Consider the following 18,412-nt stretch of genomic DNA (forward strand, 5'->3'; position numbering starts at 1 on the left):
GCCGTGCTGCTCGAAGTGCGCGACCTGCACGTGGAGTTCCGGACACGGGACGGAGTCGCCAAGGCCGTCAACGGGGTCAACTACAGCGTCGACGAGGGCGAGACGCTCGCCGTCCTCGGCGAGTCCGGCTCCGGCAAGTCGGTGACGGCCCAGGCCGTGATGGGCATCCTCGACATCCCGCCGGGAAGGATCACCGGCGGCGAGATCCTCTTCCAGGGCCGCGACCTGCTGAAGCTCAAGGAGGAGGAGCGGCGCAAGGTGCGGGGCGCCGAGATGGCGATGATCTTCCAGGACGCGCTGTCGTCCCTGAACCCCGTGCTCAGCGTCGGCGACCAGCTGGGCGAGATGTTCACCGTGCACCGCGGGATGTCCCGCAAGCAGGCCCGCACCAAGGCGATCGAGCTGATGGAGCGGGTGCGTATCCCGGCCGCCGCCGAGCGGGTGCGCGACTACCCGCACCAGTTCTCCGGCGGTATGCGCCAGCGCATCATGATCGCCATGGCGCTGGCCCTGGAGCCGGCCCTGATCATCGCCGACGAGCCGACCACCGCGCTCGACGTCACCGTGCAGGCGCAGGTGATGGACCTGCTCGCCGAGCTCCAGCGCGAACTCAACATGGGGCTCATCCTCATCACCCACGACCTCGGCGTGGTCGCCGACGTCGCCGACCGGATCGCGGTGATGTACGCGGGGCGGATCGTCGAGACGGCGCCGGTCCACGACATCTACAAAGCGCCCGCCCACCCCTACACGAAGGGGCTGCTGGACTCGATCCCGCGCCTCGACCAGAAGGGGTCCGAGCTCTACGCGATCAAGGGACTGCCGCCCAACCTGATGCACATCCCGCCGGGCTGCGCCTTCAACCCGCGCTGTCCGATGGCCCAGGACATCTGCCGCACCGAGGTGCCGCCGCTCGCGGAGGTCGACGCGGACCGCGGGAGCGCCTGCTTCTTCTGGAGGGAATGCCTCGATGGCACAGACAGCCACTGAACCCCTGCTGGAGGTCAGCGGGCTGGTCAAGCACTACCCGCTCACCCAGGGAATCCTGTTCAGGAAGCAGGTCGGCGCGGTCAAGGCCGTCGACGGCGTCGACTTCCACCTCGCCCGCGGCGAGACCCTCGGCATCGTCGGTGAGTCGGGCTGCGGCAAGTCGACCGTCGCCAAGATGCTCGTCAACCTGGAGAAGCCGACCGAGGGGACGATCAAGTACAAGGGCGAGGACATCACCCGGATGTCCGGCAAGGCGCTGAAGGCCGTACGCCGCAACATCCAGATGGTCTTCCAGGACCCGTACACCTCCCTCAACCCGCGGATGACCGTCGGCGACATCATCGGCGAGCCGTACGACATCCATCCCGAGGTCGCGCCCAAGGGCGACCGCAGGAAGCGGGTCCAGGACCTGCTGGACGTGGTCGGACTCAACCCCGAGTACATCAACCGCTATCCGCACCAGTTCTCCGGCGGCCAGCGGCAGCGCATCGGCATCGCCCGCGGCCTCGCGCTGCGGCCCGAGATCATCGTGGCCGACGAACCCGTCTCCGCGCTCGACGTCTCCGTGCAGGCCCAGGTCATCAACCTGATGGAGAAGCTCCAGGACGAGTTCGACCTCAGCTACGTCTTCATCGCGCACGACCTGTCGATCGTGCGGCACATCTCCGACCGGGTCGGGGTGATGTACCTCGGGCGGATCGTGGAGACCGGCAGGGACGTCGAGATCTACGACCATCCGACGCACCCCTACACGCAGGCGCTGCTGTCCGCCGTACCCCTGCCGGACCCCGAGGCCCGGGAGCACCGGGAGCGGATCATCCTCGCCGGGGACGTCCCGTCGCCCGCGAACATCCCGTCGGGCTGCCGGTTCCGCACCCGCTGCTGGAAGGCGCAGGAGCGCTGCGCGCTGGAGGTGCCGCTGCTCGCGGTGCCGGCCGAGTTCCGGATCGGCGACAGTCCGGCCGCCCACGACTCCGCCTGCCACTTCGCCGAGGAGAAGCAGGTCGTCCCGCCGGAGGAGCCCCCCGGCGGGGTGGCATAACCGCACAAATGTGAGCGAACGTCGTTAACACGCAGGCAACTTGACGGAAGCGGTACCGATATACGGACACGCCAAGGTGAACACCGTACGGCCGTGCGGGTGCCGTAAACGAGCCGGGGTGCGCCATGTCACCCCGGCTCGTTGCCGTTCTCGGAGCGTTCCGCTCAGGTCAGGGCGAGAGCGCGCTTGAGGAAGTCCACCTGGAGAAGGAGCAGGTTCTCCGCCACCGTCTCCTGGGGCGTCATGTGGGTGACGCCCGACAGGGGCAGCACCTCGTGCGGGCGGCCGGCGGCCAGCAGGGCGGAGGACAGCCGCAGGGTGTGCGCCGCCACCACGTTGTCGTCCGCGAGCCCGTGCACGATCATCAGCGGCCGGTGCGGCTCGGCGGGCGTGGACAGACCCTCGTCGGTCACGAGCGAACTCCCCGCGTAGGCGGCGGCGTTCGTGGCCGGATCGCCGAGGTACCGCTCGGTGTAGTGGGTGTCGTACAGCCGCCAGTCCGTGACGGGCGCGCCCGCGATGCCCGCGTGGAAGACGTCCGGGCGGCGCAGCACGGCGAGCCCCGCGAGCCAGCCGCCGTACGACCAGCCGCGGATCGCGACCCGCGACAGGTCCAGCGGGAACCGCTCCGCGAGCGCGTGCAGCGCCTCGACCTGGTCGTCGAGCGTGACCGTGAAGTCGTCGCGGATCGCCTTCTCCCAGGCGGGGGAGCGCCCGGGGGTGCCGCGGCCGTCCGCCACGACCACCGCGAACCCCTGGTCGGCGAACCACTGCGAGGTGAGGTACGCGTTGTGCGCGGCCAGCACCCGGGGGCCGTGCGGGCCGCCGTAGGGATCCAGCAGGACGGGCAGGGGATTGTCGCCGTCGTAGTCGTTCGGCATAAGCAGGGCGCATGGGATTTTCTGTGCGCCCCCCTGTGTGAGTGTCACGCGCGGGGACAAACCGGGATGTTCGGCGTGCGAGGTGACGGTCGTCGCTTTCTTGCCGCCGCGCAGCACCTGCACCTGGGCGCCCGGCCGGTCGAGCACCGACGACACGAGCACGGTCACGCCCCCGGCGCGAACCGCCGAGTGCACGCCGGGCTCCTGCGAGAGGCGCTCCACGCCCAGCTCGTTCACGCGGTACACGTGCACCTCGCCGGTCTCAGGCAGGGCCGCCGCCTCGCCCGCCGACGCCGCGACCAGCACGTCGTCCGCCGACACGTCGAGCACCGCACGGACGTGCAACTGCGCCCCGGTCAGCGGCCGTTCGCCGAACGCCAGGACTCGCGCGCCCCCCTCGTCGGCGATCCGTACGAGCTGTCCGCCGGGGCTCCAGCACGGCACACCGGGGAAAAGATCAAGCCAAATTGGATCTTCGTCGGCGTGCACCATCCGGGTCGAGCCGGAGTCCGGATCCACGGCCAGGAACAGCTGGCTGCGCTGGTCCCGCGCCTGTACGAGGATCAACGGCGCACCCGCCGCTGACCAGTGCGCATGCGCCAGATACGGGTACCGGGCCCGGTCCCAGGAGACCTCCTTGCGGGCCCCGTCCACCCCGACGACGAAGAGCCGTACCTCCGCGTTGGCGCTGCCCGCCGACGGGTACGCGACCCGCTGCGGTTCGCTCTCCGGACGTGCTGGATCGGAGATCCACCAGCGTTGCACGGGCGAGTCGTCGACCCGTGCGACCAGCAGCCGATCGCTCTCGGGCGACCACCAGAAACCGCGCGAACGCCCCATCTCCTCGGCCGCGATGAACTCCGCCAGACCGTACGAAACCGACCCCGTTCCCTCCGTGGGCTCCGGCTCCGCGAGCGCCCGGTCGTCCTCGCCCCCGGCCCCGACGACCCGCAGGGCGCCCCCGGCGACGTACGCCACGAGTCGCCCGTCGGGCGACGGCCGCGGGTCGATCACCGGACCGGGGACCCGGAGCTCCCGCGCCGTCCCGGCCCGCAGTTCCGCGGTGAACAGCCGCCCCGAAAGGGTGAAGGAGGCCAGCTCGACGGCCATGTCCGTGGCATATCCGACGATGCCCGCACCGCCCTCGCGGCTGCGTTCCCGGCGCGCCCGCTCCGCCGCCGGGAGCCGCTCGGTGGCGCCCCGGAGGAGCACCGCCGGGTCGGCGGCGGACCGCTCCCGGCTCTCCGCCACGTCGAGGACCCACAGCTGGTTCGCCCGGTCCGTGCCGGTGGAAGACCGCAGGAACACCACGCGGGAACCGTCCGGCGCCACGGTGAACGCCCGTGGTGCTCCGGAGGTGAACCGCTGCGTCCGGGCGGACCGGCGCGGGAAGGACAGAGGCTCGTTCGTCATCCCCCGACCATATTGGCCATGCGCCCCCTTGTGCGGCCGTGCGCCGATCGATGCGCGCGTACGGATAGTTATGATCACTAGCGCTGCGTGGGTAAGAACCTGCTGGCTGCTGGAACGACGTACCCGACCCCGTACGAGCCTCGTACGGGGATCTGTGTGTCACCCGTACAACCCCCTGGTCCCTGGGAACTTTGGAGGTGAGCCGCCGTGGCACTTTCGATTTCGGCGGTGGTGCTGCTGGCGATCATCGTCTTCATCCTGGTGAAGAAGTCAGGACTGAAGGCCGTCCACGCCTTGGTGTGTGTCCTGCTCGGGTTCTACCTCGCCTCGTCGACGATCGCTCCGACGATCAACGACCTGACGACCAACATCGCGGGGATGATCGGAAGCATCAAGTTCTGACCGGCCGGTCCTCGGACGCGTACGAGACGAAGTCGGCCCAGGCTCCCTGCGCCAAGGTGAGCCGGGGGCCGGCGGCGTCCTTGGAGTCGCGGACGTGGACGACGCCGGGGGTGGTGGCCACCTCGACGCAGGAGTTGCCGTCAGGTCCGTCGCTGTAACTGCTTTTGAACCACGCCAGTTCGGAAATGTCCTGGGCTGAGGTGGTGCGGATCATGTTTCTCCCAGCACTTGCTCGATGAAGGCCAGCGACTCCCGTGGCGTGAGCGCCTGGGCCCGGATGGTGCCATACCGCAACTCAAGGATCCGCAGCTGCTTCGGATCGGAGATGGGTCGGCCGTTGTACGCGCCGTCGGAGCGGCCGACCGCTGTGCCGTCCGCGAACTTCAGCACCTCGATCTTCCCGCTCAGTCCGGGGTGGGCGTCGGCGCTCGTCGGCATCACCTGGAGCGTGACATTGCGCAACTGGCCCACCTCCAGCAGATGTTCGAGCTGCTGACGCCACACCATTGTGCCTCCGACCGGACGGCGGAGCGTCGCCTCCTCCTGCACGAAGCAGAGGGCCGGCGCAGGCAGCCGTTCGAAGATCGACGTACGGGCAATACGAGCGGCGACCATCCGGTCGGCTTCCTCGGGCGTGTACGCGGGCTGCCATGCTTCGAACAAAGCCCGCGCATGGCTCGGCGTCTGGAGCAGGCCGTGGAGGCTGAGCCCCACGTAAGCCCCAAGTTCGACTGCTTGCGCCTCCATCTTCGCCAGCTCCCGAACCTTCCTCGGATACCTGACCTTCGCGACGTCCTCTCGCATGGCCGAGAGCAACCCGCCTGCCGCCAGCACCTCGTCGGCCCTGTCCAGGTACTCGGGGCGGGGGATCCGCTTGCCCGCCTCGATCTTGTACACCATGTCCTCGCCGTACCCCACGGCCTCACCGAACTCCGCGGCCCGCATCCCCACCGCCTCGCGTCGCAGCTTCAGCTGGCGTCCGACGGTCGCGACCACCGCGACGCCCCAGTCGTCGTCAGGGTCCACCTCCCACCCCGGCTCGTCCGCCTCGCTCTTGAGCCGCCTCACGCCGTCGTCCACCGACATCCCGCACCCCTCCGCCGTACCGCCGAACCGCAACGCGACCTACCCGCACGACGGTTCCGGACAGCCCGGACACCACCGGACAACCTCCGGACAGTCACCGTACGTACCGGCGTCGTCACTGTTCACGGTAGGTGGACGCCGCCACGCTGAGTGACGTGAATCAAGAAATCGCCGACCCCGAGGCCCGGCTCACGGCGCCCATCAGGAACTCCAGCGTCCTCCTGTCGCCGACACCGCGGGGAGCCCGTCTCGCCCGGCTGCTGGCCACGGAGCAACTCCGGGACTGGGGAATCCCCTTGGACAGGGCGCCGCACGTCGTCGCCGAGCTGGCGGCCAACGCGGCGACGCACGGCAGGGTCCCGGGCCGCGACTTCCGGCTCACGCTGTACGTCGTCGGCGCCACCCTGCGGATCGAGGTCGCCGACACCCGGGGCGACCGCGTCCCGCGCATCCAGAACCCGGTGGGCGATGCGGAGTCCGGCCGTGGGCTCGTCCTCGTCGACGCCCTGGCCGACCGCTGGGGTGCCGTACCGGGGCCGCCCCCGCGCAAGACGGTATGGGCGGAGATCGACCTGCCACCGGAATCCGGCCGCCCGTGCTGCGGTGCCGGGGGAGGTCTTTCCCAAGGAACTCACGAGTGAAAGGACCCGGCCAAGCCCCACCCCTCCCGTCCCCGGCGCAAACTCACTCGCGCGAGTGAACATCACCGACTCGGCTGGATCCGGGGGCCGTTGGCTGCCCTACGCTCGGCGCAACACCACCGCAGACATGCGACGGCCCTCGCCGGGGAGTGCAATCCCGAGGCGAGGGCCTGACCACCGAGGAAGTTAGGCCCTTCCTGATGGACACCAAAAACCTTAGCGCGCCCCCGCGCGCCCAGTCCCGTGTTGCCACCAACAGGCATGCGAAGGGACGTCCGGTGCGGGCCGGTGGCGTCATCCACGACAACACCCGCCACACCGACCGTTTCACGGTGATCGGCAACCACCTCACGCAGCACCCGAACCTGTCCGGGCTCGCGATCGGGCTGGGCGCCCACATCCAGTCGCTCCCGGCCGGTCACCCCGTCGACATCAGGTCCCTCACCCGCCGCTTCCCCGAGGGCGCGACCCGGATCGCCGCCGCGCTGCGCGAACTCGAAGCCCACGGCTACCTCCGTCGCACCCGCGAACGCGTCCCCGGCGGCCGGATCGTCACCCGCACGGTCTCCTGCAACCAGCCAGGACGAGGAGGTGCGGTCGAGCTCCCGATCCGGAGTGGGGCGGCCGGGGCCACGATCCGGGGCGACGCGGGGGCCGGGCACGAGGGCGAGGGTGAGCCGGAACAGCACCCCGCCCCTCCGGGTCCGGCGGCGACTCCGGACCCGCGCGAGCGGCGAGAACGGCGGGAGCCGCCCGAACGGCGTGCGCCCGGCAGGGTTCTTCCCGAGGTGCCCCACCCGGCCCGGCCCGTCCCCGCCCTCCTCCAGGCGGCCACCGACCTGCTCGCCGGCCTCCACCACCACGAACCCCGCCTCCTGCTCTCCGCGCGCGACACGGCGCACCTCGCCCCTGGCGTCGCCGCCTGGCTGGAGCGCGACGTCAGCCCCGGTGCCGTAAGGCTCGCGCTGACCCGGGACCTGCCGTCCGAAGGGCTCAGGCGCCCGGCAGCGCTCCTGGCTCACCGGCTCACGGTCCAGCTGCCCCCACCCCCGCCGTTCCGCACCTCCGCATCCTCACCGGACATCCGCCATCCCCTCCAGACCTGCGACGGCTGCGAGCGGGCGTTCCGGGCGCCGGGACCGGGCCGCTGCCGGGACTGCCGGCCGGGTTTCCGGAGCGCCGCCTGACGACACGTAGCGGCCTCGATGTCCCGCTCGTACCCCAGGCCGCCCCGAGGCACCCTCCGGAGGACGCCGTGGGCACTCGGGCCGACACGGGCACGAGCTCCTCGTCGCTCCCAGGCCTGCCCGAGCCCGCCCCGGCCGTTGCCTCGTAGGCTGGCCCCATGACGGAACTGCCCGACCGGCGTCTGCTCCTGGTGCACGCGCACCCGGACGACGAGTCGATCAACAATGGCGCGACCATGGCCCGCTACGCGGCCGAGGGCGCCCATGTGACGCTGGTGACCTGCACCCTCGGCGAGGAGGGCGAGGTCATCCCGCCCGGACTCGCCCATCTCGCCGCCGACCGCGAGGGCGGACTCGGCCCGTTCCGTACGGGTGAGCTGAGCGCCGCCATGAAGCAGCTGGGCGTCCACGACCACCGCTTCCTCGGCGCCCCCGGGCGGTTCCGCGACTCCGGGATGATGGGCGTCGAGCAGAACGACCGCCCCGGCGCCTTCTGGTCCGCCGACCTGGACGAGGCCGCGGACAGCCTCGTGGCGGTCGTCCGCGAGGTGCGCCCCCAGGTGCTCGTCACCTACGACCCGGACGGGGGATACGGGCACCCCGACCACATCCAGGCCCACCGCGTCGCCACCCGCGCAGCCGAACTGGCCGCCGACCCCGCCCACCGCCCCGACCTCGGCGACGCCTGGCGGATCACCAAGACCTACTGGAACCGCATGCCGCGACCGGTCGTCGAGGAGGCCTTCACCCGGCTGCGCGCGGCGCTCCCCGAGCTGCCGTTCGAGCGGGCCGCCGCCGTCGACGACGTACCGGGCGTGGTCGACGAGGCGACCGTCACCACCGAGATCGACGGAACCGCGTTCGCCGCCGCCAAGATCGCCGCCATGCGGGCACACACCACCCAGATCACCGTGGACGGCCCGTGGTTCGCCCTCTCGAACGATCTGGCCCAGCCCCTCTTCACCACCGAGTACTACGAGTTGGTGAACGCGCCGCGCCCCGCCGCGCGGGAGACGGACCTCTTCGAGGGGATCGAGGACATCGCGGGGGCCGGGAGGGCCGACCGGTGAGGGACGCACGAGCGACGAGCACGACCGGGCAAGGGACGGATCTGTGATGAGTACGACGGGACAGCGCGGCGGCGGAAGCATGCTCGCGCAGCCACTGACACGGCCCTCGGGCGGCCGCATCGCCGCCTACGTGGGGCTCTTCCTGCTCGGCGCGGTCGTCGGGGCCGCCGGGGCGCTGGTACAGCCCGGCTGGTTCCCGCTCGGGCTGCTGCTCGCGCTGGCGGGCGGCGCCGGACTCTTCCTCGGCGGATCCCGGGCCACCGGAACCCGGGCGGGGGCCGTCGCGCCCGCGGCCGGCTGGGTGCTCGCCGTCGTCCTGCTCACCGCAAGTCGTCCCGAAGGGGACTTCCTCTTCGGCGCCGGGATCGGTTCCTACCTGTTCCTCCTCGGAGGGATGGCCGTCGCTGTGATGTGCGCCACCCTGGGTCAGGGGCGGCAACCGGGCGGCTCCGGCGCCCGACTTGGCAAGTGACGTACTACTTCGCCGTATCGGTCAGGTGCGGGTCCCGTGCGAGTTTCCCCATCGGGCGAGGTTTGCGCGGCGTACACGGCCAGTATGGTGGTGCGCGCCGCCGAGCTGCCCGAGATGAGGTCGAGGAAACGGGCGGCGGAGCCAACCGGGAGAACCTGCCTTGAGTCGTGAAACTGACAGTTCGTCCTCCGGGCCCAACGGGCGCGGTGGAGCCGCGTACCCGTCGGGGACGCCGCCGTACGGGACCCCCGCGGCTTCCGAGAGCGGTGCCGACGCGGGCCGTTCGGCCGCCGGCAAGCCGCCGGAGGAGCGCAAGACCGAGACCACCCTGACGACCCGGATCCGGATCAACATCCCCGGATCGCGGCCCATCCCGCCCGTGGTCGTCCGCACACCCGTCGCGGACTCCGACGTGCCCGCCCAGGGCGGCGACGGCGCGAACACCGGTGCGGCACAGCCCTCCCGCGGCGTGAGCGCGCCCACGGGCGCCTCCGCGGCGGCCACCACCACCGCGGCCCCGTCCGTGCCCGCCCCCGCGGCGGCACAGCCCGGGGACCAGCCCGGTGGGCCCGAGGAGAAGACCAGCGACTGGTTCGCCCCCCGCAAGTCCGGCGCCCCCAAGGGCGGCCAGGGCGGCGGGTCGACCAACGGGGCGGGACTGCCCGGCGGTTCGGCTCCCGCCGGGCCCGCAGGCGCTGCCGGTCCCGCGGGCCAGGGCGGACCTTCGGGCAACCGGCCCGGCACCGGACGGCCCGCGCCGTCCGGCGGCGCCGGTCCGCTGGGCATCACCGGCGGGGTCCGCCCCGGCGGCCCGAACGGCGGCGGCACCAACGGCGCCGGGCTGCCCGGTGCCACCGGTGCCGGACCCGTGGCTCCCGGCCACGGCGGCGGCACGGGGTCCTTCGACGTCTCCGGCGCCCTGCGGGACACGGGCTCGTTCCCGGCCATCGGTTCGCACGGTGGACCCGGTGGCCCGAGTGGTCCCGGCGAACCGCGCCGCGACGACCTCCCCTACTTCTCCGAGGGCGGCCCGTCCGGCGCGACCGGCGGTCCGGTCACCGGTGACGGCCCGCTGCTGCCCCCGGCCGGCCCGGGCGTCGCTCCCGGCAGCCTGGCCGCGGCGCCGGGCCCCGGCAACCCGAACCCGGGCGCGGGCCAGGGATATCCGGGCGGCGGCCTGAGCGGCGGTCTCAGCGACGACACCGCGATCCTCACCCCGCAGAAGCCGGCACCCGACCCGGGCCCCGGCGGCTACGGCGCTCCCGTGGACAACGTCTCCGGGCACACCCTGACCAGCGGCATCCCCGTCATCAACCCCGGCCAGAACTCGCCGTTCGGGCCCGGTTCGCACCCCGACGGGCCGCTGCCGCACACCCCGCCGAAGCTGCCCGAGCCGGTCCAGCAGCCGCCCGCCGCGGCGAGGCCGGCGAAGAAGAAGAAGGGCCGCAACAAGCCGGCGCTCCTCGGCGCCCTCGTCGTGGTCCTGGCCGGCGGCGCCTATGGCGCGGGCCTGCTCATGAACCACTCGGACGTGCCCAAGGGCACCACCGTGCTCGGCGTCGACATCGGCGGCGGCACCCGCGACGACGCGGTCAGGAAGCTCGACGACGCGTTCGGGGACCGTACGAACAAGGCGCTCAAGCTGTCCGTCGACGGGGACACGGTCTCCCTCAAGCCCGACCAGGCCGGACTCCAGCTCGACGCCCAGGCCACCGTCCGCGCCGCCGCGGGCAGCGACTACAACCCGGTCTCCGTGATCGGCTCGCTGTTCGGCCGCCGGCGCGTGGTGGAGCCGGACATGCCGGTCGACGAGGAGAAGCTCCAGGCGGCCCTGGAGCGCGCCGCGAGCGGCTCCGGTTCGGCGAGCGACGGCACGATCAAGTTCCAGCCAGGCAAGGCCGTTCCCGTCTACGGCAAGGTCGGCAAGGGCATCGACATCGCGCCCTCGATACAGGCCGTCGAGGACGCGTACCGCGCCCAGGTGGAGACCGACGCGACCACCCCCGTGAAGGTGGCCACGACGACCCGTCAGCCGACGGTGTCGAAGGACGCGGTGGACCAGAAGATGGCGTCGTTCGCGACGCCGGCGATGTCGGCGAACATCACCGTCCGCACGGACGCCGCCCACGCCATCTCCTTCAGCCCGGAGAAATCCATCTGGAAGTTCCTGAGCGTCCAGCCGGTCGACGGCAAACTCGTCGAGCGCTACGACCTCAAGGCGCTCAAATCGCTGTACGGCGGCGCCTTCGACGGCGTCACGGTCACCAAGGGCGACGGCAGCAAGAAGGCCATCAGCCCCCAGGAGGTGGCCTCGGCCGTCGGCCGGGCACTGCTCGGGAAGACGACCGCGGACCGCATCGTGACCATCCCCACCGACCCCAGCTAGCGCCGCCCGGCGCCGAGCAGCACCGCGCAGCGCCCGTCAGCGGCGCGCCTCGCGCATCGAGGGCACCCGGCCGGAATCCCACCGGCCCGGTGCCCTCCCGCACGTCACGGGGCGATGCGGGCTTCGGCTGCCCTTCCCCGCGGAGTGGCGGCGTGGCGGTCCGTGGTCGGACGTCCTGGCCCGCGGCGATCCGCGGGGCGGCGACATGACATCTGTCATCCGGGACCGAGGACACACCGCACTGCCGCCGGGACCCCCTACGCCGCCACGATGGATCACATGACAATCACTGCGACTGCGGCGGCCACGACCTCGGTGGTCGGGTTCGAATCGGTCACCAAGAGCTACGGCGACGTCCGGGCCGTGGACGCCCTGACGCTCGACCTGCACCCGGGCGAGACGGTCGCCCTGCTCGGTCCGAACGGCGCGGGCAAGTCGACCACGCTGGACCTGCTGCTCGGCCTGAAGAACGCCGACAGCGGCACGGTCCGGGTATTCGGCACCAGCCCGCGCGAGGCGATCGTCGCCGGCCGCGTGGGCGCCATGCTGCAGAGCGGCGGCCTGATGGACGAGGTCACGGTCGGTGAACTGGTCAAGCTCGCCTGCGACCTGCACCCCCGGCCCTGTCGCGTCACCGACGTCCTCGCCCGCGCCGGCATCACCCAGATCGCCGCCCGCAAGGTCAACAAGCTCTCGGGCGGCCAGGAACAGCGCGTCCGCTTCGCCCTCGCCACGGCCGGCGACAGCGACCTGATCGTTCTCGACGAGCCGACCACCGGCATGGACGTCACCGCCCGCCAGGCCTTCTGGGCCACCATGCGCGAGCAGGCCGACCAGGGCCGCACGGTCCTCTTCGCCACGCACTACCTGGAGGAGGCCGACGCCATCGCGGACCGCGTCCTCGTGCTCCACCGGGGACGGCTGCTGGCCGACGGCACCGCCGCCGAGATCAAGGCCAGGGCGGGCGCCCGCCGGGTCGCCTTCGACCTGGAGGGCCCCATCGACGAGACCCCGCTGCGCGCGCTGCCCTTCCTCACCTCGATCGACGTGTCCGGGCAGACCGTCCGCATCCAGTCCGCCGACGCCGACGCGACCGTCCACGCCCTCTACGGGCTCGGTGTCTTCCCCCGCAACCTCGAAGTCGCCGGACTCGGTCTCGAACAGGCCTTCGTCGCCATCACCGCGGCCGAAGAGGCCAACCGCACCGCCGCCGAGGAGGCGACCTCCAAGTGAACAGTCTCATCAAGCTGGAGATCACCCGCGCCCTGCGCAACCGCAAGTTCCTGTTCTTCTCGGTCATCTACCCCTCGGCCCTGTTCCTGCTGATCGCGGGCAACGCCGACAGCACGACCAAGGTGGACGGCACCGGCCTCACCCTGCCGACCTTCTTCATGGTCTCCATGGCCTCCTTCGGCGCCCTGACCGCCGTGCTCATGGGCAACAGCGAGCGCATCGCCAAGGAGCGCGAGAGCGGCTGGGTACGGCAGTTGAGGCTCACCACGCTGCCCGGCCGCGGCTACGTCCTCGCCAAGACCGCGAGCGCCGCCGTGATCAGCCTGCCGTCGATCGTCATCGTCTTCGTGGTCGCCGCCGCGGTGAAGGACGTACGCCTGGACGCCTGGCAGTGGCTCGCGCTCACCGGCGTGATCTGGGCCGGCAGCTTCGTGTTCGCCGCGCTCGGCGTGGCCATCGGATACGTGGCCAGCGGTGACGCGGTCCGCCCCATCACGATGATCGTCTACTTCGGCCTGTCGATGCTCGGCGGCCTGTGGATCCCCTCGACGACCTTCCCGGACTGGCTGCAGAACATCGCGAAGTGGCTGCCCACGCACGCGTACGCTGCCCTGGGGCAGGCCATCGAACTCGGTGACGCCCCGCACGCGAAGGACATCGCCATCCTCGTCGCCTTCTTCGCCCTCTTCGCGGGCGGCGCGGCGTGGCTGTACCGGAAGGACACGCTGAAGGCGTGAGTGCCATGACGGAAGACCCGCTGCCCGACCAGGCCCGATCGGACCGGCTGATGCGGATGGGGGAGTCCCCCCGCGACATCCGCGAGGCCCTGCGGAAGTCGGTGTGGATCGTCATCTGGCTGGTGTTCCTCAGCTCACCGGTCCACGACCTCGTCTCCGGCGACCACACCACACCGGCCGTCGTGGCCGGCTGGGTGGGCCTGGCCGCCTTCGTCGCGATCTATCTGACCCTGGTCTTCCGGAACATGGGCAAGGCCTCCGCCGGCACCCTGAGCGTGGCCCTCATGGTCCTCGCCCTCGGCGCGCTCGCCACCGTCCTCTGCTTCACTCTCGGCCCGCCGTGGCTCGGCCTGTTCGTGTACGTCTCGGTGGCCTGCGGGACGGCGTTCCCGCTCCGCGTCTCGTACTGGACGATCCCGCTCACCGCCGTGGTGATGCTCCTCGTCGGCCTGCACGGCGGCGAGGAGGACGCGCGAAACCTCGTCCTCCTGGTGGTCCTGATCGGCTACGCGATGACCGGTGTACGCCAACTGGTGCGCACCACGGTGGAACTGCGGCGGGCGCGCGCAACCGTCGCCCAACTCGCCGCGAACGAGGAGCGCCTGAGGCTCGCCAGGGACCTGCACGACCTGCTCGGCCACTCGCTGTCGCTGATCACGCTGAAGAGCGAACTGGCCGGGCGGATGCTGCCCGACCACCCCGACAAGGCGGCCCAGCAGGTCGCCGACATCGAGCAGGTGAGCCGCCAGGCCCTGGTCGACGTCCGCGAGGCGGTCACCGGTTACCGGCGGCCCCGGCTCGCCGGTGAACTCGCCGGAGCACAGGTCGCGTTGACCGCCGCGGGCGTCGTCGCCGACCTGCCGGCCGAACCCGACCTGCACGGTGTGCCCACGGAGAGCGAGTCCGCGCTCGCCTGGACGCTGCGCGAGGCCGTCACCAACGTCGTACGGCACAGCGGTGCCCGGCGCTGCACGGTGGAGCTCATGCGCCGCCAGACCCTGGACGGTCCCGTCCTCGAACTGTCGGTGGAGGACGACGGCTCGGGCGGTTCCGCCGGCGGCACCCCCGGCAACGGCCTGACGGGGCTGACCGAACGCCTGGAGAAGGAGGCGGGGTCACTGGAGGCGGGCCGCACCCGGCACGGGTTCCGGCTGGTCGCCCGCGTCCCCCTCACCGGCGATCGGGCCCCTTTGGGCCCGGCGGACGACACCGTAGGATCCGGTGCATGAGCCGCACGATCAAGGTCCTGCTCGCCGAGGACCAGTCGATGGTCCGCGAGGCGCTGGCCGCCCTGTTGGGACTGGAGCCGGACATCGAGGTGGTCGCCCAGGTGGCCCGCGGTGACGAGGTGCTGGCGGCCGCCCGCGCCCACGACGTGGACGTGGCGCTCCTCGACATCGAGATGCCGGGCATGACGGGCATCGAGGCGGCGGCGGAGGTCCACCGGGAACTCCCCGGCATCAAGCTGCTCATCCTCACGACCTTCGGCCGTCCCGGCTATCTCCGCAGCGCCATGGAGTCCGGCGCCGACGCCTTCCTCGTCAAGGACGCCCCGGCCGCCCAACTCGCCGCGGCCGTACGCAAGGTGCTCGCCGGCGAGCGCGTCATCGACCCCACCCTGGCCGCCGCCGCACTCGCCGGCGGCGCCAATCCGCTCACCGACCGCGAACGCGAGATCCTCCGCGCCGCGGCCGACGGGTCCACCAACGCCGAACTCGCCACCGCCCTCCACCTCTCCCAGGGCACGGTCCGCAACTACCTCTCCACAGCCATTCAGAAACTCGCGGTCCGCAACCGCGCGGAAGCGGTACGGACGGCTCGGGAGAAGGGGTGGCTTTGAGGGCGGCGACGCGCTGGGCCGTCAATCGCGCCTGATCAGCTCCGGTTTGATGTCCCGGCCCACGAGGGGCAGCGTCCCCAAGGCCGCGGCCCCCACCACACCGAGTGCGGCGAGCACGAGCAGGGGCAGGCCGGCCGTGTCCCAGAAGACCTCGCCGCCGCCGGTGACGAGATAGCTCGACTCCGCGAGCCTGCCCGCGACGAGTGCCAGGGCGAGCCCGATAGCGAGCGGCAGGACGACCTGGGCGCACTGGACGGCCCGCAGCGTTCTGGCCCGTGCCCCGATCAGGGTCAGGGCCGTCACGTGCGCCCGGCGTTCGACGGCACGGTCCGTGACGGAGACCAGGAACGCGGCGATGCCGATGACCAGCCCCATCACCATGCCGAGTCCGAGCAGGGTCTCGATGACGCCGATCTGCTGGAGTCCGTCGATGTTGACGCCGATGGGGTCGACGTCGGCGGTCGGGGCGGCCGCGCCGATCCCGTCGAGCACCCGGCGGACGGCATCCGGATCGGAGCTGCCCGTGAGGACGTAGCGGGCCGACTCCGGGCGTGCCGCTGCGGGCACTTGCGAGGGCGGGACCAGCACGGCGGCGCCACCGACCGCCGAGGGGTCGTAGGCGCCGTAGACGATGCGGTCGGACGGCAGCGTGAGGGACAGCGTGGCGCGCTGTCCGTCCCTCCGGATCCTGAAGGGGAAGGCGGCGCCGGGGCGCACCCCCGGGTCCGCGGCGGTGTTCGGGTCGACGAGCCGCAGGACCTTGCCGTCCACGCAGCCCGCGGAGTGCTCGACGAACTGCCGAAGTTGGGCGCAGGTGGCGACGAGCGCGGTGACCTGCGGCTCCACCTGCGAGCCGCCCTTGAGCGACACCCACGAATCCATCGTCAGGGCGTGGGCCCGGACACCCGGCACGTCCGCGAGGTCCCTCTGCTGGCGGGAGGTGAGCCCCGACAGGGCGATGGAGTAGTCCTGGGTGGGGCTGTCGGGCCGGGTGACCTGGTTCTCCTCGATCAGGATGCCCTGGGCCAGCGAGGCGGCGTACACGAGGAGCACGAGTCCCGTGACCACGCGCATGGTGCTGCCCGGTTCCACCTCGTTGCGGCGCATCGCCAGGTTCAGGGTGAGCGACTGCGTGGCGCCGGCGACCTTCCGGGCGAGCGTGTACGAGAGCAACGGCAGGGTCAGGACCAGCCCGGCGCCGGTCAGCAGCACACCGGCCGGGACGAGGAGCGCGGCCGGGCCGTCGCTCGAAGCCGGGTGGGTCGTCAGGCCGGTCGCGCAGTAGCCGGTCACGATGCCGAGGCCGGTGACCAGCAGGAGAGCGCCCCATCGCGAGGGCGCCTTGGGCAGCGCGGTACGGCGGACGGCGAGCGGGTTGGTCGCCGCGCTGCGTGCGCTCGCCCGTCCCACGAACCAGGCGAGCGCCGGACAGCCGATCAGGCAGACGCCGACGGTCGTCGGCGAGAGGGCGCCGTCCGCGGGGTACCACCGCAGCTCCGGCAGCCCGGTTCGTGACATCACCTGGTTGAGGAGCACGTACTCGCCCAGGCCCAGCACGGCGCCGAGCAGCGAGGCGATGACCGTCTCGGCGGCGTTCACCCGCTGTGTGCCCTTCACGCTCAGTCCGAGCAGGCGCAGGGCGGCCAGACGCCGGGTGCGGCTGGCCGCGGAGAGCCGCGCGCAGACCGAGAGGAAGACACCCAGGGGCAGCAGGACGATGGTGGCGAGGGCGAAGCGCAGAATGGTCAGCGTGGAGGGATCGACGGCGGGGATCGGCGCGTAGCCGTAGCCGAATCCCGTCAGAACGCGCGCCTTGCCGCCGAGTTGGGCACGGGTCGTGCCGACGTACGCGTACAGCTCGTCCGGGTTGGTCAGGCCGGCGGCGCCGATCAGGCCCTTCTCGCGGCCCGGCAGCAGCCCGTTGAGGGCGGGCTCCTCCCGCAGCAGGGCGTGGACCCGGGGGGAGACGAACACCTCGCCCGGGCCCGGGAGTTCGCGCAGGCCGGGCGGGAGGGCTGCGGCGTCCGTGCCGCGGGCGACGAAGACGCGGGTGAAGGCCTTCGAACCGTGCGGGTCCGAGCGCTCCAGGACCAGACTCGACCGCGCGGAAGGGGCGCGTGAGGACGTGGTGGGCTCCCTGGCGGCGGCCCGTCCGTCGTGCGCGTCCAGGATCGCCGGGATGGTCAGCACCAGCGCGAGACAGCACACCCCGAGGGAGCCGCCCGCGGCCATCAGCAGGAAGCGGACACGGTTGCCGCGTCCGGCACCGAGCAGCAGGCGCAGCCCGAGCAGGAACTCCTTCACAGCGGCTCCCCCGGGGACAGGACTCCGTCGGTCATCGAGTAGCGCCGGTCGGCCTGCGCGGCCACCGCCGGATCGTGGGTGACGAGGACGACCGCGGTGCCCTGCGAGCGGGCCAGACCGAGGAACTCCTCCAGCACGGCCGAGGCGTTGGCGCTGTCGAGCGAGCCGGTGGGTTCGTCGGCGAAGACGACGGCCGGGCGGTGGACCAGGGCCCGGGCCACGGCGACGCGCTGGCTCTGTCCGCCGGACACCTGCGACGGCCGGCGCTCGCGCAGTCCGCCGAGTCCGAGCCTGCCGAGGACCTCACCGGCGGCGGCGAGGGCGGGACCCTTGCGCTGTCCCGCCAGCCGCAGGGGCAGGGCGGTGTTCTCCTCGATGGTCAGCTCGGGAAGCAACTCGCCGTACTGGAAGACGAATCCGAAGCGTTCGCGGCGCAGCGTGCTGATCTCGTCGTCGCTCAGCCCGCCGAGCGGGCGCCCCTCGAACCGCACCTGGCCCCGGGCGACGGGCAGCACGCCCGCCAGGCAGTACAGGAGCGAGGACTTCCCCGAACCGCTCTGCCCGGTGATGGCGGCGACCTCTCCGCGCGCCACGGAGAGATACGCGTCCCGCACGGCGGGCTGAGCACCGTAGGAGAGGTCGACTCCCCTGGCCGAGAGGATCTCCGGGGCATGGACTTCCGGACTGCTGATGGCTTCCCCCAAGAAGCGAACGGGCCCAGGTGTGCA

The 18,412-nt window shown here is 72.0% G+C and carries 17 protein-coding genes; 12 read left to right on the top strand and 5 right to left on the bottom strand.

Going from position 1 to position 18,412, the window contains the following annotated elements:
- Window positions 1-3: 3 nt before the first annotated feature.
- Together ACIRQH_RS28825 and ACIRQH_RS28830 are read left to right on the top strand one after the other, a co-directional pair.
- Window positions 4-990, top strand: coding sequence for an ABC transporter ATP-binding protein (locus tag ACIRQH_RS28825; RefSeq protein ID WP_358815568.1), 987 nt, complete (start codon window positions 4-6; stop codon window positions 988-990).
- Entirely contained in the window at window positions 971-2,032 is a 1,062-nt protein-coding gene (locus ACIRQH_RS28830) for a dipeptide ABC transporter ATP-binding protein (RefSeq protein ID WP_358815569.1), read from the top strand. Before ACIRQH_RS28825 ends, ACIRQH_RS28830 begins: the two co-directional genes overlap by 20 nt.
- Before the next feature lie 164 nt (window positions 2,033-2,196).
- Here the strand turns inward: ACIRQH_RS28830 and ACIRQH_RS28835 are convergent, their stop codons facing one another.
- Complete coding sequence (locus ACIRQH_RS28835) at window positions 2,197-4,326, bottom strand: prolyl oligopeptidase family serine peptidase (RefSeq protein WP_404227528.1); 2,130 nt, start codon at window positions 4,324-4,326, stop codon at window positions 2,197-2,199.
- A gap of 207 nt (window positions 4,327-4,533) precedes the next feature.
- Here ACIRQH_RS28835 and ACIRQH_RS28840 point away from each other — a divergent pair, with 207 nt between their 5' ends.
- Entirely contained in the window at window positions 4,534-4,728 is a 195-nt protein-coding gene (locus ACIRQH_RS28840) for a hypothetical protein (RefSeq protein WP_081219228.1), read from the top strand.
- Here ACIRQH_RS28840 and ACIRQH_RS28845 read toward each other — a convergent pair.
- Both ACIRQH_RS28845 and ACIRQH_RS28850 read right to left on the bottom strand, forming a co-directional pair.
- On the bottom strand, window positions 4,718-4,942 hold the full coding sequence (locus ACIRQH_RS28845; RefSeq protein ID WP_404227531.1) for a DUF397 domain-containing protein: 225 nt from the start codon (window positions 4,940-4,942) through the stop codon (window positions 4,718-4,720). The two genes, ACIRQH_RS28840 and ACIRQH_RS28845, sit on opposite strands and share 11 nt — an antisense overlap.
- Complete coding sequence (locus ACIRQH_RS28850) at window positions 4,939-5,814, bottom strand: helix-turn-helix transcriptional regulator (protein ID WP_358815572.1); 876 nt, start codon at window positions 5,812-5,814, stop codon at window positions 4,939-4,941. Before ACIRQH_RS28850 ends, ACIRQH_RS28845 begins: the two co-directional genes overlap by 4 nt.
- Before the next feature lie 155 nt (window positions 5,815-5,969).
- Between ACIRQH_RS28850 and ACIRQH_RS28855 the strand changes: the two genes are divergently transcribed.
- The 9 genes from ACIRQH_RS28855 to ACIRQH_RS28895 all read left to right on the top strand — a co-directional run bounded on the left by ACIRQH_RS28855 (window position 5,970) and on the right by ACIRQH_RS28895 (window position 15,380).
- The gene (locus ACIRQH_RS28855) at window positions 5,970-6,455 is read left to right on the top strand and encodes an ATP-binding protein (RefSeq protein ID WP_388866964.1); all 486 of its coding nucleotides are present in this window, start codon (window positions 5,970-5,972) and stop codon (window positions 6,453-6,455) included.
- A gap of 200 nt (window positions 6,456-6,655) precedes the next feature.
- Entirely contained in the window at window positions 6,656-7,642 is a 987-nt protein-coding gene (locus tag ACIRQH_RS28860) for a helix-turn-helix domain-containing protein (protein WP_404227535.1), read from the top strand.
- 158 nt (window positions 7,643-7,800) lie between these two features.
- On the top strand, window positions 7,801-8,712 hold the full coding sequence (mshB, locus tag ACIRQH_RS28865) for an N-acetyl-1-D-myo-inositol-2-amino-2-deoxy-alpha-D-glucopyranoside deacetylase (protein WP_404227538.1): 912 nt from the start codon (window positions 7,801-7,803) through the stop codon (window positions 8,710-8,712).
- Window positions 8,713-8,758: 46 nt separating this feature from the next.
- Window positions 8,759-9,184: a DUF6113 family protein gene (locus ACIRQH_RS28870; RefSeq protein WP_358815576.1), complete on the top strand. Its 426-nt coding sequence runs from the start codon at window positions 8,759-8,761 to the stop codon at window positions 9,182-9,184.
- Window positions 9,185-9,344: 160 nt separating this feature from the next.
- A complete protein-coding gene (locus ACIRQH_RS28875) occupies window positions 9,345-11,570 on the top strand; it encodes a hypothetical protein (protein WP_404227541.1) in 2,226 nt (741 codons plus the stop codon).
- A gap of 279 nt (window positions 11,571-11,849) precedes the next feature.
- Entirely contained in the window at window positions 11,850-12,803 is a 954-nt protein-coding gene (locus ACIRQH_RS28880) for an ABC transporter ATP-binding protein (protein ID WP_388866951.1), read from the top strand.
- The gene (locus ACIRQH_RS28885) at window positions 12,800-13,540 is read left to right on the top strand and encodes an ABC transporter permease (RefSeq protein WP_358815579.1); all 741 of its coding nucleotides are present in this window, start codon (window positions 12,800-12,802) and stop codon (window positions 13,538-13,540) included. Before ACIRQH_RS28880 ends, ACIRQH_RS28885 begins: the two co-directional genes overlap by 4 nt.
- Before the next feature lie 5 nt (window positions 13,541-13,545).
- Window positions 13,546-14,769: a sensor histidine kinase gene (locus ACIRQH_RS28890; RefSeq protein WP_358815775.1), complete on the top strand. Its 1,224-nt coding sequence runs from the start codon at window positions 13,546-13,548 to the stop codon at window positions 14,767-14,769.
- A complete protein-coding gene (locus ACIRQH_RS28895) occupies window positions 14,766-15,380 on the top strand; it encodes a response regulator transcription factor (protein WP_358815580.1) in 615 nt (204 codons plus the stop codon). Before ACIRQH_RS28890 ends, ACIRQH_RS28895 begins: the two co-directional genes overlap by 4 nt.
- Window positions 15,381-15,401: 21 nt before the next feature.
- Here ACIRQH_RS28895 and ACIRQH_RS28900 read toward each other — a convergent pair whose 3' ends face one another.
- On the bottom strand, window positions 15,402-17,684 hold the full coding sequence (locus ACIRQH_RS28900; RefSeq protein WP_404227545.1) for an FtsX-like permease family protein: 2,283 nt from the start codon (window positions 17,682-17,684) through the stop codon (window positions 15,402-15,404).
- Window positions 17,681-18,388: an ABC transporter ATP-binding protein gene (locus ACIRQH_RS28905; RefSeq protein ID WP_388866945.1), complete on the bottom strand. Its 708-nt coding sequence runs from the start codon at window positions 18,386-18,388 to the stop codon at window positions 17,681-17,683. Before ACIRQH_RS28905 ends, ACIRQH_RS28900 begins: the two co-directional genes overlap by 4 nt.
- Between the last annotated feature and the right edge of the window lie 24 nt (window positions 18,389-18,412).

Origin of the sequence: Streptomyces sp. NPDC102279 (assembly GCF_044766365.1) — a bacterium.
In the GTDB taxonomy this organism is placed as follows: Bacteria; Actinomycetota; Actinomycetes; order Streptomycetales; family Streptomycetaceae; genus Streptomyces.

Coding starts and splice junctions, on each gene's coding strand:
- ACIRQH_RS28850 (WP_358815572.1), bottom strand. CDS start 5,814: ATGTCGGTGGACGACGGCGTGAGGCGGCTCAAGAGCGAGGCGGACGAG.
- ACIRQH_RS28890 (WP_358815775.1), top strand. CDS start 13,546: ATGACGGAAGACCCGCTGCCCGACCAGGCCCGATCGGACCGGCTGATG.
- ACIRQH_RS28830 (WP_358815569.1), top strand. CDS start 971: ATGGCACAGACAGCCACTGAACCCCTGCTGGAGGTCAGCGGGCTGGTC.
- ACIRQH_RS28880 (WP_388866951.1), top strand. CDS start 11,850: ATGACAATCACTGCGACTGCGGCGGCCACGACCTCGGTGGTCGGGTTC.
- ACIRQH_RS28895 (WP_358815580.1), top strand. CDS start 14,766: ATGAGCCGCACGATCAAGGTCCTGCTCGCCGAGGACCAGTCGATGGTC.
- ACIRQH_RS28845 (WP_404227531.1), bottom strand. CDS start 4,942: ATGATCCGCACCACCTCAGCCCAGGACATTTCCGAACTGGCGTGGTTC.
- ACIRQH_RS28870 (WP_358815576.1), top strand. CDS start 8,759: ATGAGTACGACGGGACAGCGCGGCGGCGGAAGCATGCTCGCGCAGCCA.
- mshB (WP_404227538.1), top strand. CDS start 7,801: ATGACGGAACTGCCCGACCGGCGTCTGCTCCTGGTGCACGCGCACCCG.
- ACIRQH_RS28835 (WP_404227528.1), bottom strand. CDS start 4,326: ATGACGAACGAGCCTCTGTCCTTCCCGCGCCGGTCCGCCCGGACGCAG.
- ACIRQH_RS28860 (WP_404227535.1), top strand. CDS start 6,656: ATGGACACCAAAAACCTTAGCGCGCCCCCGCGCGCCCAGTCCCGTGTT.